Raw genomic sequence first — 16,171 nt, 5'->3', positions numbered from 1 at the left:
AGCGGGGATGAGCCGATGCGCGTAGAGCGAGGTGACAATGGGTGGGGGGAAAGTTGTGGTTTTTCGGAGGGTGTTTTGTCTGCAATGACGCCATCGCGGGCAAGCCACGTTCCCACAGTGTCGGTGTCGATCACAAAAAGGTAGTACGACACTAACCCTGTGGGAGCGTGGCTTGCCCGCGATGGCGATCTATCAGTCGATGCGATTCAAATCGTTATGCCGCGTTTCCTTCAGGCACAGTACCGCAATCAAACTCAGCACCGCCGCCCCGGACACATAACCTCCGACGTAACTCAACCCGCCCATCGCCACCAGTTTCTGGGCGAAGAACGGCGCCGCGGACGCGCCAACGATGCCGCCCAGGTTGTAGGCCGCCGAGGCACCGGTGTAGCGCACGTGGGTGGGGAACAGCTCCGGCAGCAGCGCACCCATCGGCGCAAACGTCACGCCCATCAGAAACAGTTCGATGCACAGGAACAGCGCCACACCCCAAGTCGAGCCTTGGGTCAACAGCGGCTCCATGAGAAAACCGGACAGGATCGCCAGCACACCGCCGATGATCAGCACCGGTTTGCGCCCGTAACGGTCGCTGGCCCAGGCCGATAGCGGGGTGGCGGCAGCCATGAACAGCACCGCGAAGCACAACAGGCCGAGGAAGGTCTCGCGGCTGTAGCCGAGCGTTGCCACGCCGTAACTCAGGGAAAACACGGTGGAGATGTAAAACAGCGCGTAGCACACGACCATCGCGCCAGCTCCCAGCAATACAGGCACCCAGTATTGGCCGAACAGCTCGAACAGCGGGATCTTCACTCGTTCCTGGCGCGCCATGGCGTTGGCGAATACCGGGGTCTCATGCAGCTTGAGGCGAACGTACAGGCCGACCATCACCAGCGCCGCGCTGAGCAGGAACGGAATACGCCAGCCCCACGAGCGGAACTGGTTATCGTCCAGCACCACGGCCAGGGTCAGGAACAAGCCGTTGGCCGCCAGAAAGCCAATGGATGGACCCAACTGCGGGAACATGCCGAACCACGCGCGCTTGCCTTTCGGCGCGTTCTCCGTGGCCAGCAATGCCGCGCCACCCCATTCACCGCCCAATCCAAGGCCTTGTCCGAAGCGCAGGACGCAAAGCAGGATCGGTGCCCAGGCGCCAATGCTGTCGTAACCTGGCAGCACGCCGATCAGCGTGGTGCATACGCCCATCAGCAGCAGCGAGGCAACCAGGGTCGACTTGCGGCCGATACGGTCGCCGAAGTGACCGAAAAGGGCTGAACCCAAGGGGCGTGCAAGGAAGGCGATACCGAACGTTAGAAACGCCGAAAGCATCTGGGCGGTGCCGGATGTCTGCGGAAAGAACACCGGGCCGATCACCAGTGCGGCGGCGGTGGCATAGACGTAGAAGTCGTAGAACTCGATGGCGGTACCGATGAAGCTCGCGGTGGCCACTCGGGTGGCGGAGTTCGTCGGTTGCGCAGGTGTGGATTCGCTGTAAGTCGTGCTGTTCGTCATGCGGTTATCCCTGACAGTCATGTGCTCCAGTGGAGCGAATTATTATGGTCGAGAACCCAGGGATGTGGGTGGAAGCACGGTGGCTGTTCAAGGTAGGAACAGTCGTCGGTTTGTTGCAGGCTTTGCGGGTGGACAGGCCGGAAGCTGCGAAGTGCGGGGTAAGCACGGGGCCGGCGAGGCTTGGGTAAGCGCTTCGATTATAGAAAGGTGGCTAACGATCGAACAAGAGGCTTGAGCCGCCACGGAAAGCTACGTTGACCTTTAGATAACCACAGGCATCGAGCTGGTCTGCCAGATCAGCACCCGCGTGACACGATTGTCCTCGGTCTCGAGAATTTCCAGGCGGTAGCGGCCGATCTTCAGGCACACCGCGCTTTCGGGAATGGTTTCCAGGGCCTCGGTGACCAAGCCGTTCAGGGTTTTCGGGCCATCGCTGGGCAGGTGCCAGCCGAGGCTCTTGTTCAGCTCGCGAATGGACGCGGCACCATCGATCACCAGGCGTCCGTCGGCTTGCGGATGAATGTGCGGATTGTCCAGGCTCTGCTGGCTTTCGAACTCGCCGACGATTTCTTCGAGGATGTCTTCCAGGGTGACGATGCCCAGCACTTCGCCGTATTCGTCGACCACCATGCCCAAACGCCGCTGCTGCTTGTGGAAGTTGAGCAGTTGCAGCTGCAACGGCGTACTTTCCGGCACGAAGTACGGCTCGTGGCTGGCCGCCAGCAACGCTTCCCTGGTCAGGCTCGCATCGGGCAGCAAGTGAAGGATATGCCGGGTGTTGAGGACGGCTTCGACCTGGTTGATATCGCTGTGGAACACCGGCAGGCGAGTACGTCTGTTGTGGCGCAATTGTTCGATGATTTCTTCGATGGAGTCATCGAGATTGATGCCGTCCACGTCGCTGCGCGGTACCAGGATGTCATTGACGGTGATGTTGTCCAGCGCGTGGATGCCTGGCAGCGGGTGAGGGCGGTTTGCGGTTTCGGAGTGCACATGCCGCTCCGTCAGCGCTTCGTCCTCACTCTGTTGCACCACTTTGGCTTTACGGGCGAATGGTCGCGTCAGCAACTGACTGATGCTATTGAGCAGCCATGCCGCGGGATAGATGATTTTCAGCGGCACCCGCAGCAGGTTGTTGCCCTGGGCCAGGATCGCATCCGGATAGCGAGCGGCGAGGGTGCGTGGCAAGTAGTCGGAAAACACCAGCAATATGGCGCCCGCCCCGAGGCAGGCGACCCACGGGCCGTTCTCGGCCCAGGTGAAAATGGCCAGCAAGGTGCTGATGACCACCACCAGTGCACGGCACAGAGTGTTGCAAAAAATCAGGCTGGCCAGGGGAAAGCTGAGTTTCGCCACCGGTTTGTCGCTGGAACGCGTTGCGGTGCGCTGGGCCAGCAAATGCTGGTGCGCCGCTTCGATGGCGGTAAACAGCCCCGACCATAGAACCAGCAGGGTCACTACCGCGAGCATCGGCCCTATGGGCAAGTCGTCCATTAATGCCGCCCGTCAGATATGCAGGATGTATTCACGAACCAGCTTGCTGCCGAAATACGCCAGCATCAACAGGCAAAAACCGGCCAGGGTCCAGCGAATGGCTTTGTGCCCGCGCCAGCCGAGGCGATTACGTCCCCACAGCAGTACGCTGAAAACGATCCAGGCCAGGCAAGCCAGCAGGGTTTTGTGCACAAGATGCTGGGCGAACAGGTTCTCGACGAACAGCCAGCCGGAAATCAGCGACAGCGACAGCAGCGTCCAGCCGGCCCAGAGGAAACCGAACAGCAGGCTTTCCATGGTTTGCAGCGGCGGGAAGTTCTTGATCAGCCCGGATGGGTGCTTGTGCTTGAGCTGGTGATCTTGAATCAGCAGCAGCAAAGACTGGAACACCGCGATGGTGAACATGCCGTAGGCCAGAATCGAAAGCAGGATGTGGGCGAGGATGCCCGGCTCCTCATCGATGACTTGCACCGTGCCGGCGGGGGCAAAATGCGCCAGCATCACGGTCAAGGCCCCAAGCGGGAGCAACAGGACCAGCAGGTTCTCTACGGGAATCCGCGAGCAGGCCAGCAGAGTCAGTGCGATGACCGCCACGGCAATCAGGCTGGCGGCACTGAAGAAGTCCAGGGCCAGGCCGGTCGGGGTCAGCAGGTGGGTGAGCAGGCTGACGCTGTGGGCCAATACGGCGAGCACGCCGAGCATGACCAGCAGGCGTTTGTTGACCTTGGCGCCGGACGCCAGGCGAGTGCCCTGGTAAATGGTCGCAGCGGCGTACAAGCAGGCGGCGGCGAGGGTAGTTAGCAAGCTGGGTGACAAGGGGAGCATAAATCCTGTTAGGCAAGCCCGAAAGTCGCTGAGTTTGGCATAGAACCCCCGCCACACGAAAGTCCGCGCAACCCGACAGCGAGGTGTCCGCCGGCCACAGTCTTCGCTATAATCCGCGACCTGCCCACGCCGCAGGCTCGCCGAGCACACGTTTAGTCCGGTCCGGGCCGCCATTATCCCGGTCTACACAGGGCCTGAAAGGATCGCGCAATGTTTGAAAACTTAACCGACCGTCTCTCGCAGACGCTGCGCCATGTCACCGGCAAGGCCAAGCTGACTGAAGACAACATCAAAGACACCCTGCGTGAAGTGCGCATGGCGTTGCTCGAAGCCGACGTCGCCCTGCCGGTGGTCAAGGACTTCGTCAATTCGGTCAAGGAACGCGCCGTCGGCACCGAGGTGTCGCGCAGCCTGACGCCGGGCCAGGCCTTCGTGAAGATCGTCCAGGCCGAACTCGAAAGCCTGATGGGCGCGGCCAACGAAGATTTGAACCTGAGCGCCGTGCCGCCAGCGGTCATCCTCATGGCCGGTCTGCAGGGCGCTGGTAAGACCACCACCGCCGGCAAGCTTGCGCGCTTCCTCAAAGAGCGCAAGAAGAAGTCGGTCATGGTCGTGTCCGCCGACGTTTATCGTCCAGCGGCGATCAAACAGCTGGAAATGCTCGCCGGTGAAGTCGGCGTTACCTTCTTCCCGTCCGACCTGAGCCAGAAGCCGGTCGAGATCGCGCAAGCGGCTATTAAGGAAGCGAAACTCAAATTCATCGACGTGGTCATCGTCGATACCGCCGGTCGCCTGCATATCGATGAAGAGATGATGGGCGAGATCAAGGCCCTCCATGCCGCGATCAACCCGGTCGAAACCCTGTTCGTGGTCGACGCCATGACCGGCCAGGACGCCGCCAACACGGCCAAGGCCTTCGGTGATGCATTGCCGTTGACCGGTGTGATCCTGACCAAGGTCGACGGCGACGCCCGTGGCGGTGCCGCCCTGTCGGTGCGCGCCATCACCGGCAAGCCGATCAAGTTCATCGGTATGGGCGAGAAGAGCGAAGCGCTCGATCCGTTCCACCCTGAGCGTATCGCCTCGCGCATCCTCGGCATGGGCGACGTACTCAGCCTGATCGAACAGGCGGAAGCGACCCTCGACAAGGACAAGGCCGACAAGCTTGCAAAGAAATTAAAGAAGGGCAAGGGCTTCGACCTCGAAGACTTCCGCGATCAGCTGCAACAGATGAAGAACATGGGCGGCCTCGGCGGGCTCATGGACAAGCTGCCGAACATGGGTGGCGTGAACCTGGCGCAGATGGGCAACGCCCAGGGCGCGGCTGAGAAGCAATTCAAGCAGATGGAAGCCATCATCAACTCCATGACCCCGGCCGAGCGCCGCGACCCTGAGATGATCAGCGGTTCGCGCAAGCGCCGGATCGCCATGGGTTCCGGCACCCAGGTGCAGGACATCGGTCGCTTGATCAAGCAGCACAAGCAGATGCAGAAGATGATGAAGAAGTTCTCCGCGAAAGGCGGAATGGCCAAGATGATGCGCGGCATGGGCGGTATGTTGCCCGGCGGCGGCATGCCCAAGATGTAGTGCTCTGTTAAGACAATACTGCTCAATTTTGGCGGTGTCTGGTGTCCTCATGCGGCGTTGCCGCTCCTCGCCATAGCGGGCTATGACTCGTCGCGGCGCCTTGCCTGAGGGCACCAGCCACTCGCCAAAATTGAGCGTATTGGCCTAACAGAGCACCAGAATTCGCGCCGGTCGTCGCACCGGCGCTAACCCACACGGACGTGGGATACACAGCAAACCCGCACTTGGCGGGAGCTGATCGGCCGTTTTCAACGACGGCTCTATAGCAAATCTGCATGGCGGCCGATAGACCGCCGGAAAAAGTCATTTGCAAAAGTCCGGATATTCCTTAGAATATGCGGCCTTTCGGGCACCCATGCCCGCTGTGCCTTTAGATTTGCAGCACCGACTACAGGAACGATGTTCACATGCTAACAATCCGTCTTGCCCTTGGCGGCTCCAAAAAGCGCCCGTTTTACCACTTGACCGTAACCGACAGCCGCAACCCGCGCGACGGTTCGCACAAGGAACAGGTTGGCTACTTCAACCCTGTTGCCCGTGGTCAGGAAGTTCGTCTGTCCGTGAACCAAGAGCGCGTAGCCTACTGGCTGAGCGTTGGTGCACAACCTTCTGAGCGCGTTGCTCAGTTGTTGAAGGAAACTGCTAAGGCTGCGGCCTGAGCAATATGAACGCGACGCCTGCCATTGCTGATGATTTGATCGTTATCGGCAAGATTTATTCTGTTCACGGCGTTCGCGGCGAAGTGAAGGTGTACTCCTTTACTGATCCGATTAAAAACCTGCTGGACTACAAGACCTGGACGCTCAAGCGTGACGGTAATGTAAAGCAGGTAGAGCTGGTCAGCGGACGCGGGAACGACAAGTTCCTGGTCGCAAAGCTCAAGGGTCTCGATGATCGCGAAGAAGCTCGTCTTCTGGCCGGTTATGAGATCTGCGTGCCGCGCAACCTGTTCCCTGAACTGACCGACGGCGAGTACTACTGGTACCAGCTGGAAGGTCTCAAGGTCATCGACACCCTCGGACAACTGTTCGGGAAAATCGATCACCTGCTGGAGACCGGCTCGAACGATGTCATGGTGGTCAAGCCTTGCGCTGGCAGCCTGGATGACCGCGAACGCCTGTTGCCCTATACGGAGCAATGCGTGTTGGCTGTCGACTTGGCAGCGGGCGAGATGAAGGTGGATTGGGATGCGGATTTCTAAGCGTGGCTAACTTGCGCGTAGAAGTGATCAGTCTGTTTCCCGAGATGTTTTCCGCCATCAGCGAGTACGGCATCACCAGTCGGGCGGTGAAACAGGGGCTCTTGCAGCTCACCTGTTGGAATCCGCGAGACTACACGACGGATCGACATCACACTGTGGACGATCGCCCGTTTGGCGGTGGTCCGGGCATGGTGATGAAGATCAAGCCCCTGGAAGATGCTCTGGTTCAGGCCAAGGCAGCAGCCGGGGAGGCGGCGAAGGTAATTTACCTGTCCCCCCAAGGCCGTCAACTGACTCAGTCGGCGGTACGCGAGTTGGCGAATCTGGATGCATTGATCCTGATTGCCGGCCGCTATGAAGGCATTGACGAGCGTTTTATTGATGCTCATGTCGATGAAGAGTGGTCGATTGGCGACTATGTACTGTCTGGCGGCGAGCTGCCGGCAATGGTCCTGATCGATGCGGTTACACGACTGCTGCCTGGAGCTTTAGGGCATGCGGACTCCGCCGAGGAAGATTCCTTTACGGATGGTTTGCTGGATTGCCCGCACTACACCCGACCGGAGGTGTATGCGGATCAGCGTGTTCCCGACGTATTGCTAAGTGGCAATCACGCGCACATCCGGCGTTGGCGTTTACAGCAGTCCCTTGGTCGGACCTTTGAACGACGCGCCGATCTTCTGGAAAGCCGCTCGCTTTCTGGAGAAGAGAAGAAGCTGCTCGAGGAATACATCCGCGAGCGGGACGATAGTTAACAACGTATCGATGGTAGATCCGACGATTTACCTTAGGAGCACAGCATGACTAACAAAATCATCCTTGCACTCGAAGCAGAGCAGATGACCAAAGAGATCCCTACCTTTGCCCCGGGCGACACCATTGTCGTTCAGGTGAAAGTGAAGGAAGGCGACCGTTCGCGTCTGCAAGCGTTCGAAGGTGTTGTTATCGCCAAGCGTAACCGCGGCGTAAACAGTGCATTCACCGTTCGTAAAATCTCCAACGGTGTTGGCGTAGAGCGTACTTTCCAGACCTACTCCCCGCAAATCGACAGCATGGCTGTCAAGCGTCGCGGTGACGTACGTAAAGCCAAGCTGTACTACCTGCGCGACCTGTCGGGTAAAGCAGCTCGCATCAAGGAAAAACTGGCTTAAGTCCAGCTTCCGATGCAAAAAAAGCAGCCTGCGGGCTGCTTTTTTGTTGTCTGCGATTTGGTGCCCGTCTGGATTTACACCGTCTCGGGCTGGATCAACGCCAACAACGTCCACCCCGCCGCGGGCTTGATCATGCTTTCCGGCGTTACCACGTGCACCCAACCGCTGTCGTCGCGCACGAACAGCAAGGTCGCACGCTCGCCATGCAGTGCGCGGTAGTCGTCCCAATTGAAACCATCCGTCAACGTTGTGCTGTACAACTCGGCGCCCTGACTCAGCTGGCTGGCCAGTTTGGCGTAGGTCAGTGCTTCGCTGCCCAATTGATTGCCGCGATGTTCCAGGCTGGTGCGATGCTTGTCGGTGCGGCGGCTTTCCTGGCCGCTGGCCAGACCGAACATGCGTTGATGGCCCAACTCATGACGAAAGCGCATCAGCGCCAGGGTGTTCATCTCGCCGGAGGGTGACAACGCCAGCAAATGCCCGAGGCCGACCAGGTCCAGATGCGCATCGGCATGTTGCGACGCCGGGTTGCCAAAATAGGTCGACAAGCCTTCCATCCGCGCTGCACTAATGTTTTCCCAGCTCGAATCCGTCAGCAGCACCCGGCTGCCCAGTTGTTGCAGGGCCTTGCCCAGCGTGCGTGCAGGTCCGTTGGCGCCGATGATCAGGAAACCGCTCGGTGCCGGTTCCGCCACCTTCAGCAGGCGAGCCAGCGGTCTTGCTGTCGCGCTTTGCAACACCACCGTGCCGATGATCACCGCAAAGGTGAGCGGCACCAGCAGCAAAGCTCCCTGGTGACCGGCCTCATGCAAGCGAATGGCGAAGATCGCCGACACCGCCGCTGCCACGATGCCCCTTGGCGCAATCCAGGCCAGCAGCGCTCGCTCGCGCCAACCCAGGCTGGAGCCCGCCGTGCTCAGCAGCACATTCAAAGGGCGGGCGATGAACTGAATGACCAGCAGCAAAATCAGCACCAGAGGCCCGAGGCCGATCATGGCGTTCAGGTCAAGCCGTGCCGCCAGCAGAATGAACAGGCCGGAGATCAGCAGCACGCTGAGGTTCTCCTTGAAGTGCAGGATGTGCCGCACGTCCACGCCTTTCATGTTGGCCAGCCACATGCCCATCAAAGTCACAGCCAGCAACCCGGATTCGTTGGTGACTTCGTTGGAGGCAATGAAAATACCCAGGACTGCCGCGAGGGCTGCCAGGTTGTGCAGGTATTCCGGCAGCCACTGGCGGCGAATCAGGGTACCGAGCAACCAACCACCAAAAACACCGAACAGGCTGCCGCACAAAATCACGCCACCGAAGGTCAGCAGGCTTTCCTCGAGGCCGTCACCTTCGGCGCTGGCGATGATGAAGCTATAGACGACCACCGCCAGCAGGGCACCGATGGGGTCGATGGCAATGCCTTCCCAGCGAAGGATGTTGGCAATCGACGCTTTCGGGCGCACGACGCGCAGCATCGGTACGATCACGGTCGGCCCGGTCACCAGGGTCAAGCTGCCGAACAGGATGGCCAGCATCCAGTCGAAATCCAGCAGCCAGTGAGTGGCGACAGCAATGACCACCCAAGTGGAGAGGGCGCCAATCGTGACCAGGCGATGGACGACGCTGCCGATTTCGCGCCACTCGGACAGATGCAGGGTCAAGCTGCCTTCGAACAGGATCAGCGCCACCGCCAGGGACACCAGCGGCATCAGCAGTGGCCCGAACATCTCCTGCGGGTCGAGCAAGTGCAGCACGGGGCCGGCCAGGATGCCGGTCAACAGCAGAAAAAGGATCGCCGGCAGTTTCAAGCGCCAGGCCAGCCATTGACAGAGCAGTGCCGCCGCACCGATTCCGCCAAATGCCAATAAAATCTGCTGCTCGCTCATTGCTGCTCCCTGTTCCTTGAAATCGCGGCCTATGAAAGACTAGCGGCCGTTTCCATGTCCAATTTTAATTTTGTGCGCAGTCCCAAGGCTGCGTGATTCGAGTGCCCATGCCTGCCATCGATCACCCGCTGATAGACCAATTCCTCGATGCCTTGTGGCTGGAGAAAGGCCTTTCCGATAACACCCGCGATGCCTATCGCAGTGACCTGGCGCTGTTCAACGGCTGGCTGCAGGACAAAGAACTGGAGCTGGTCAATGCCGGTCGCGAGTTGATACTCGACCACCTGGCCTGGCGCCTGGAGCAAAACTACAAGCCACGTTCCACTGCGCGATTTCTCTCGGGTGTGCGCGGTTTTTATCGTTACCTGCTGCGGGAAAAGATGATCTCGGTCGATCCGACATTGCGCGTTGATATGCCACAACTCGGCAGGCCGCTGCCAAAGTCCTTGTCCGAGGCTGATGTGGAAGCCTTGCTGAAGGCGCCTGATTTGAGCGAGGCCATCGGCCAGCGCGACCGGGCGATGCTCGAGGTGCTGTACGCCTGTGGCTTGCGGGTGACCGAGCTGATCAGCCTCACCCTGGAGCAAGTCAATTTGCGTCAAGGCGTGTTGCGGGTGATGGGCAAGGGCAGCAAGGAGCGGCTGGTGCCGATGGGCGAGGAGGCGATTGTCTGGGTCGAGCGCTACATGCGTGATGCCCGCAGCGAACTGCTTGGCGGGCGTCCCAGCGATGTGTTGTTCCCGAGCCAGCGTGGCGAGCAGATGACCCGCCAGACCTTCTGGCACCGGATCAAGCACCAGGCCAGGGTGGCCGGAATCGGCAAGTCGCTGTCGCCGCACACCTTGCGCCATGCCTTCGCCACGCACCTGCTCAACCACGGTGCAGACCTGCGGGTGGTGCAGATGCTGCTGGGGCACAGCGATTTGTCGACGACGCAGATCTACACCCATGTTGCCCGGGCGCGGTTGCAGGATTTGCATGCCAGGCATCATCCACGCGGGTGAACTTCCCGAGATCCGCTTTTCTGTGGGAGCGGGCTTGCCCGCGAAGAGGCCGGCACATACAACATTGATGTCGCCTGACACGACGCTTTCGCGAGCTAGCTCGCTCCCACAGGGGATTGTGTCGCCACAAGTGTCTTGCATCAGGTGCATTCGGCCATGTGGACCTAATGTGATAGGCTGGGCCGGTTTGCACGATGGGCGGTTATGACCCGGTGTTTCGGCACGGGCGTTCTGATCGTCCCATATGTTCGCCTTCAGGAGTTCTCATGCGTCTGACCCAGATTTTCGCCGCCGCAGCCATTGCGTTGGTCAGCACCTTTGCCGTCGCCGATGACGCGGCCGACAAAGCCATTCGTAAAAGCCTGGAAAACCTCCAGCTCGAAGTGCCGGTAGAGACCATCACCGCCAGCCCGTTGCCAGGCCTGTACGAAGTCAAGCTCAAGGGCAGCCGTGTGCTGTACGCCAGCGCCGACGGCCAGTACGTGGTCCAGGGCTACCTGTTCGATCTCAAGGACGGCAAGCCGGTCAACCTGACCGAGAAGACCGAGCGCCTGGGCATCTCCAAGCTGATCAACGCCATCCCGGTTGCCGAAACCGTTGTCTACCCGGCCATTGGCGAAACCAAGTCGCACATCACCGTATTCACCGACACCACCTGCCCGTACTGCCACAAGCTGCATGCCGAAGTGCCTGAGCTGAACAAGCGCGGCATCGAAGTGCGTTACGTCGCGTTCCCGCGCCAGGGCCTGGGCTCGCCGGGTGACGAACAGCTGCAAGCGGTGTGGTGCTCGAAAGACAAGAAAGCGGCCATGGACAAAATGGTCGACGGCAAGGAAATCAAGGCCGCCAAGTGCGATAACCCGGTTTCCAAGCAGTTCGCACTCGGTCAGTCGATCGGCGTGAATGGCACACCGGCCATCGTTTTGGCCGACGGTCAGGTCATTCCGGGCTACCAGCCTGCGCCACAAGTCGCCAAACTGGCGCTGGGCGCGAAGTAAATTCGCATCGTCACGGCAAGCCTTGACGATCATGGTCCGGCAGCGACATTCGCCGGGCCATCAATAGAGAGCCGCGAGTATGCGGTTGTTTTCACGGCCGGCCTCGAGTCGGCCGTTTTATGGGGAGTTCACAGTGAAACCGGTCAAAGTAGGCATCTGTGGGTTAGGAACCGTCGGTGGCGGTACCTTCAACGTACTTCAGCGTAACGCCGAGGAAATTGCTCGTCGTGCCGGGCGTGGGATCGAAGTGGCACAAATTGCCATGCGCACGCCAAAGCCTCAGTTCCAAACGACCGGTATTGCGATTACCAACGATGTCTTCGAAGTGGCCACGAACCCTGAGATCGACATCGTTATAGAGCTGATGGGCGGCTACACCGTTGCCCGCGAGCTGGTACTCAAGGCCATCGAGAATGGCAAGCATGTGGTCACCGCGAACAAGGCGCTTATCGCCGTTCACGGTAATGAAATTTTCGCCAAGGCCCGCGAGAAGGGCGTGATCGTTGCGTTCGAAGCGGCGGTGGCCGGTGGCATCCCGGTGATCAAGGCGATCCGCGAAGGCCTGTCCGCCAACCGCATCAACTGGGTGGCCGGCATCATCAACGGCACCGGCAACTTCATCCTGACGGAAATGCGCGAGAAGGGTCGCACCTTCGAAGACGTATTGGCCGAAGCCCAGGCCCTGGGTTACGCCGAAGCCGATCCGACCTTCGACGTCGAGGGTATCGACGCCGCTCACAAGCTGACGATCCTGGCGTCCATCGCGTTCGGTATCCCGTTGCAGTTCGACAAGGCTTACACCGAAGGCATCACCAAGCTGACCACCGCCGACGTGAACTACGCCGAAGCGTTGGGCTACCGCATCAAGCACCTGGGCGTGGCGCGCAGCACCGCGGCCGGTATCGAACTGCGCGTGCACCCGACGCTGATCCCGGCCGATCGCCTGATCGCCAACGTCAACGGCGTTATGAACGCGGTGATGGTCAACGGCGATGCTGCCGGTTCGACCCTGTTCTACGGCGCTGGCGCTGGCATGGAGCCGACCGCTTCGTCGGTGATCGCCGATTTGGTGGACGTGGTTCGCGCCATGACTTCCGACCCGGAGAACCGCGTGCCGCACCTGGCGTTCCAGCCGGATTCGCTGTCGGCGCACCCGATCCTGCCGATCGAAGCCTGCGAAAGCGCCTACTACCTGCGCATCCAGGCCAAGGACCATCCGGGCGTATTGGCTCAGGTCGCGAGCATCCTCTCGGAGCGCGGCATCAACATCGAGTCGATCATGCAGAAGGAAGCCGAGGAGCACGACGGCCTGGTGCCGATGATCCTGCTGACCCACCGCGTGCTGGAACAGCACATCAACGATGCCATCGCTGCTTTGGAAGCCTTGGCGGGTGTGGTCGGTCCGGTTGTACGGATCCGCGTCGAGCACCTTAACTAATTGAGAAGCAGCTGCAAGCCGTCAGCTGCAAGCTGCAAGCTAAAAGCCCCGGTGCTTTGAACTTGCAGCTTGAAGCTTGAAGCTTGAAGCCCAAACCGAAGGTTTGCCCCTATGCGCTACATCAGTACCCGCGGCCAGGCACCGGCCCTGAATTTCGAAGACGTCCTGCTGGCAGGCCTTGCCACCGACGGCGGTCTGTACGTCCCGGAAAACCTGCCACGTTTCACCCAGGAAGAAATCGCTTCGTGGGCCGGCCTGCCGTATCACGAGCTGGCTTTCCGCGTCATGCGCCCGTTCGTCACCGGCAGCATTCCGGACGCCGATTTCAAAAAGATTCTTGAAGAAACCTACGGCGTGTTCGCCCACAGCGCCGTTGCGCCGCTGCGTCAGCTGAACGGCAACGAATGGGTGCTGGAGCTGTTCCACGGCCCGACCCTGGCGTTCAAGGACTTCGCCCTGCAACTGCTGGGTCGTTTGCTCGACTACGTGCTGGAAAAGCGCGGCGAGCGCGTGGTGATTGTCGGCGCCACCTCCGGTGACACCGGCTCGGCTGCCATCGAAGGCTGCAAACACTGCGAAAACGTCGACATCTTCATCCTGCACCCGCACAACCGTGTATCCGAAGTGCAGCGTCGGCAGATGACCACCATCTTCGGTGAGAACATCCACAACATCGCCATCGAAGGCAACTTCGATGATTGCCAGGAAATGGTCAAGGCGAGCTTCGCCGACCAGGGTTTCCTCAAGGGCACGCGCCTGGTGGCGGTGAACTCGATCAACTGGGCGCGGATCATGGCCCAGATCGTTTACTACTTCCACGCAGCCCTGCAACTGGGCGGCCCGACGCGTTCGGTGTCGTTCTCGGTACCGACCGGCAACTTCGGCGACATCTTCGCCGGTTACCTGGCACGCAACATGGGCCTGCCGATCAACCAGTTGATCGTCGCCACCAACCGCAACGACATCCTGCACCGCTTCATGAGCGGCAACCAGTACGTCAAGGACACCCTGCACGCCACGCTGTCGCCGTCCATGGACATCATGGTGTCGTCGAACTTCGAACGCCTGCTGTTCGACCTGCATGGTCGCAACGGCGCGGCCATCGCCGGGCTGATGGATTCGTTCAAGCAAGGCGGCGGTTTCAGCGTCGAGCAAGAGCGCTGGACCGAAGCCCGCAAGTTGTTCGACTCGCTGGCCGTGGATGACGCGCAAACCTGCGAAACCATCGCCGAAGTCTACGAGCAGACTGGCGAAGTGCTGGATCCACACACGGCCATTGGCGTGAAAGCGGCGCGGGAATGCCGACGTAGCCTGGACATCCCAATGGTGATCCTGGGCACCGCCCACCCGGTCAAATTCCCGGACGCCGTGGAAAAAGCCGGTGTAGGAAAAGCTCTCGAACTGCCTGTGCATCTTTCTGATTTGTTTGAGCGAGACGAACGTTGCACCGTGTTGCCAAATGACCTGAAGGCCGTGCAGGCCTTTGTCAGTCAGCATGGCAACCGCGGCAAGCCGCTGTAACCGGTCAGCGCTGTTACATTTTGAAGCCCGTCTCCTGACGGGCTTTTTCATTTCTGCATGCACACTTGTCGTGTTATCGCCGCGAAAGGACAGGCGAGTGGATCACCAAGGACGTGGGAATGCTGTTTACAAGTGTGTTCAAGTCAGTTGTGCGCTGGCTGTTTTTGCTCGGCATCCTGGGTGTTGCCCAATGGGGAGGGGCGAGCCCTGCATCGATTCAGGAGCGTGGGAAGTCTGTCGCACGTTCAATGGTCGTGCTGGATGACCAGGAGTTGCAGTGGATGGCCAGCCATCCACGGGTCGTGGTCACGGCACTGGAATACCCGTTGTACCTGTTCAAGGATGAATATGGCCAATGGACGGGCTTGAACAGTGACCTGCTCAAACGCATCAGTGACATGACAGGGTTGCAGTTCGTTTACGAACAGTCTTTTTCCACCGATCAGATGCTGGCCCATCTGGAAAGCGGCGCGGCGGATTTGAGTACGACCCTGTCGATGAATGACGAACGCAAGGCGTTTCTCGATTTCAGCCATGCGTTCGGCGGTGCAGGGTGGGTCTTTGTCGGGCGGGCCGGGGCGCCGTCGGTGGAGTCGCTGGAGGATCTGGCGAAGCGGGTACTGGTGCTGCCGACCCGGCATGCACTGGAAGCGGTGATCCGTCGCGATTATCCATCCATCGAATTGCGTTCGGTTAAAACCTACGCCGAAGCCCGTGCCTGGGTTGAAAGCGATGAAGCCTACGTCACCATCGAAAACGAAATCGGCGCCCGGCTTTTTCCGTCGGGCCGGTTGCAGCTCGGGGCTGTGGTGCCGGGCAAATGGGATGCGGATTATCTGGTGGTGCGCAAAGGTCAGCCGCAGTTGCTGAGTATCCTCAACAAGGCGCTTGAGGCGTTTCCTGCGCAGGAGTTGCGCGACCTTCGCCTGAAATGGTTCGGTGGCGCTACCGTGCCACAACCGCCTGGCCTCTGGCAGCGGATTGACCAGTGGGTCTGCTGGGGCATGTTTGTGCTCAGCCTGTTCGGCCTGTTGTCCCTGCTCTGGAATCGGCGGTTGGCGGTGGTGGTCAGGCAGCGGGTCGAGGCCCAAAGGAGCCTGCACGACCAGCTCGCATTCCAGCATGCCCTGATGGATGCCATGCCTGACCCGATGTTTGTCCGAGATCTGCAAGGGCGCTTGATCATGTGCAACAAAAGTTATGAGGATGCCTTGTCGACGCGTTTTGATCGGATGCAGGGGCGGCAGTTGATTGAGGTCGATGTCATGCCCAGACAAACCGCGGAACTGCTGCATGCCGAGTTCCTGGCGCAATTGAGTACACGCAGGACGCGCTTCTTCGAGCGTCAATTGATGTTCAAGGACGGTGTCAGGGATATCTACCAGTGGACAGTGCCGTTTTACACGGCCGATGGCCAGCTACGAGGATTGTTGGGGGGCTGGGCCGACATCGCCCGGCGTACCCGACAGACGTGATGGTTGGGTTTTTTCTCTGTCATGTTCGCCGTGCATGCTCTCTTGACTGGGTTGCAGGTTCGCCTGCTGTCAGTATCCAGAACTTTCTTCT

At 59.9% G+C, this 16,171-nt stretch carries 14 protein-coding genes; 10 read left to right on the top strand and 4 right to left on the bottom strand.

Annotated elements, in window-relative coordinates; translation table 11 throughout:
- Positions 1–192 precede the first annotated feature (192 nt).
- The 3 genes from AC3IT6_RS23845 to AC3IT6_RS23835 form a co-directional block, all read right to left on the bottom strand.
- The gene (locus AC3IT6_RS23845) at positions 193–1,509 is read right to left on the bottom strand and encodes an MFS transporter (RefSeq protein WP_489353224.1); all 1,317 of its coding nucleotides are present in this window, start codon (positions 1,507–1,509) and stop codon (positions 193–195) included.
- Between the two features lie 261 nt (positions 1,510–1,770).
- A complete protein-coding gene (locus tag AC3IT6_RS23840) occupies positions 1,771–3,003 on the bottom strand; it encodes a transporter associated domain-containing protein (RefSeq protein WP_223447173.1) in 1,233 nt (410 codons plus the stop codon).
- A 12-nt stretch (positions 3,004–3,015) separates the two neighbouring features.
- The gene (locus AC3IT6_RS23835; RefSeq protein ID WP_056726163.1) at positions 3,016–3,828 is read right to left on the bottom strand and encodes a cytochrome C assembly family protein; all 813 of its coding nucleotides are present in this window, start codon (positions 3,826–3,828) and stop codon (positions 3,016–3,018) included.
- 210 nt (positions 3,829–4,038) lie between these two features.
- Between AC3IT6_RS23835 and ffh the strand changes: the two genes are divergently transcribed.
- The 5 genes from ffh to rplS all read left to right on the top strand — a co-directional run bounded on the left by ffh (position 4,039) and on the right by rplS (position 7,767).
- Positions 4,039–5,415 carry a signal recognition particle protein gene (ffh, locus tag AC3IT6_RS23830; protein WP_056726162.1) on the top strand — a complete coding sequence of 459 codons (1,377 nt, stop codon included), beginning with the start codon at positions 4,039–4,041 and terminating at the stop codon, positions 5,413–5,415.
- Between the two features lie 407 nt (positions 5,416–5,822).
- Entirely contained in the window at positions 5,823–6,074 is a 252-nt protein-coding gene (rpsP, locus tag AC3IT6_RS23825) for a 30S ribosomal protein S16 (RefSeq protein ID WP_108214983.1), read from the top strand.
- A gap of 5 nt (positions 6,075–6,079) precedes the next feature.
- The gene (gene rimM / locus AC3IT6_RS23820) at positions 6,080–6,616 is read left to right on the top strand and encodes a ribosome maturation factor RimM (protein WP_008053499.1); all 537 of its coding nucleotides are present in this window, start codon (positions 6,080–6,082) and stop codon (positions 6,614–6,616) included.
- A gap of 44 nt (positions 6,617–6,660) precedes the next feature.
- Positions 6,661–7,371, top strand: coding sequence for a tRNA (guanosine(37)-N1)-methyltransferase TrmD (gene trmD / locus AC3IT6_RS23815; RefSeq protein ID WP_230427586.1), 711 nt, complete (start codon positions 6,661–6,663; stop codon positions 7,369–7,371).
- A 45-nt stretch (positions 7,372–7,416) separates the two neighbouring features.
- Positions 7,417–7,767 carry a 50S ribosomal protein L19 gene (gene rplS, locus AC3IT6_RS23810; protein WP_003175895.1) on the top strand — a complete coding sequence of 117 codons (351 nt, stop codon included), beginning with the start codon at positions 7,417–7,419 and terminating at the stop codon, positions 7,765–7,767.
- A gap of 74 nt (positions 7,768–7,841) precedes the next feature.
- Here the strand turns inward: rplS and AC3IT6_RS23805 are convergent, their stop codons facing one another.
- Positions 7,842–9,644 (bottom strand): cation:proton antiporter, encoded by a 1,803-nt coding sequence (locus AC3IT6_RS23805; protein ID WP_489353220.1) that lies wholly within the window; start codon positions 9,642–9,644, stop codon positions 7,842–7,844.
- Between the two features lie 107 nt (positions 9,645–9,751).
- On the opposite strand from AC3IT6_RS23805, the gene xerD reads away from it, so the two are divergent.
- The 5 genes from xerD (at position 9,752) to AC3IT6_RS23780 (ending at position 16,080) form a co-directional block, all read left to right on the top strand.
- Positions 9,752–10,648, top strand: a complete 897-nt coding sequence (gene xerD / locus AC3IT6_RS23800) for a site-specific tyrosine recombinase XerD (protein WP_489353218.1) — start codon at positions 9,752–9,754, stop codon at positions 10,646–10,648.
- A 266-nt stretch (positions 10,649–10,914) separates the two neighbouring features.
- Positions 10,915–11,646 carry a bifunctional protein-disulfide isomerase/oxidoreductase DsbC gene (dsbC, locus tag AC3IT6_RS23795; RefSeq protein WP_008053501.1) on the top strand — a complete coding sequence of 244 codons (732 nt, stop codon included), beginning with the start codon at positions 10,915–10,917 and terminating at the stop codon, positions 11,644–11,646.
- A gap of 133 nt (positions 11,647–11,779) precedes the next feature.
- Positions 11,780–13,084, top strand: coding sequence for a homoserine dehydrogenase (locus tag AC3IT6_RS23790; protein WP_007998527.1), 1,305 nt, complete (start codon positions 11,780–11,782; stop codon positions 13,082–13,084).
- Positions 13,085–13,195: 111 nt separating this feature from the next.
- On the top strand, positions 13,196–14,605 hold the full coding sequence (thrC, locus tag AC3IT6_RS23785) for a threonine synthase (RefSeq protein WP_489353216.1): 1,410 nt from the start codon (positions 13,196–13,198) through the stop codon (positions 14,603–14,605).
- Between the two features lie 119 nt (positions 14,606–14,724).
- Positions 14,725–16,080, top strand: coding sequence for a transporter substrate-binding domain-containing protein (locus tag AC3IT6_RS23780; protein WP_489353214.1), 1,356 nt, complete (start codon positions 14,725–14,727; stop codon positions 16,078–16,080).
- Positions 16,081–16,171: the final 91 nt, after the last annotated feature.

This window comes from Pseudomonas sp. KH_017 (genome assembly GCF_057840285.1).
The sequence above is the reverse complement of the archived record's forward strand: the minus strand, read 5'-3'. Positions and strand labels throughout refer to the sequence as shown.

Excerpts from the sequence above, each read along its gene's own strand:
- AC3IT6_RS23845 (WP_489353224.1), bottom strand. The coding sequence starts at position 1,509 with ATGACGAACAGCACGACTTACAGCGAATCCACACCTGCGCAACCGACG.
- AC3IT6_RS23840 (WP_223447173.1), bottom strand. The coding sequence starts at position 3,003 with ATGGACGACTTGCCCATAGGGCCGATGCTCGCGGTAGTGACCCTGCTG.
- AC3IT6_RS23835 (WP_056726163.1), bottom strand. The coding sequence starts at position 3,828 with ATGCTCCCCTTGTCACCCAGCTTGCTAACTACCCTCGCCGCCGCCTGC.
- ffh (WP_056726162.1), top strand. The coding sequence starts at position 4,039 with ATGTTTGAAAACTTAACCGACCGTCTCTCGCAGACGCTGCGCCATGTC.
- rpsP (WP_108214983.1), top strand. The coding sequence starts at position 5,823 with ATGCTAACAATCCGTCTTGCCCTTGGCGGCTCCAAAAAGCGCCCGTTT.
- rimM (WP_008053499.1), top strand. The coding sequence starts at position 6,080 with ATGAACGCGACGCCTGCCATTGCTGATGATTTGATCGTTATCGGCAAG.
- trmD (WP_230427586.1), top strand. The coding sequence starts at position 6,661 with ATGTTTTCCGCCATCAGCGAGTACGGCATCACCAGTCGGGCGGTGAAA.
- rplS (WP_003175895.1), top strand. The coding sequence starts at position 7,417 with ATGACTAACAAAATCATCCTTGCACTCGAAGCAGAGCAGATGACCAAA.
- AC3IT6_RS23805 (WP_489353220.1), bottom strand. The coding sequence starts at position 9,644 with ATGAGCGAGCAGCAGATTTTATTGGCATTTGGCGGAATCGGTGCGGCG.
- xerD (WP_489353218.1), top strand. The coding sequence starts at position 9,752 with ATGCCTGCCATCGATCACCCGCTGATAGACCAATTCCTCGATGCCTTG.
- dsbC (WP_008053501.1), top strand. The coding sequence starts at position 10,915 with ATGCGTCTGACCCAGATTTTCGCCGCCGCAGCCATTGCGTTGGTCAGC.
- thrC (WP_489353216.1), top strand. The coding sequence starts at position 13,196 with ATGCGCTACATCAGTACCCGCGGCCAGGCACCGGCCCTGAATTTCGAA.
- AC3IT6_RS23780 (WP_489353214.1), top strand. The coding sequence starts at position 14,725 with ATGCTGTTTACAAGTGTGTTCAAGTCAGTTGTGCGCTGGCTGTTTTTG.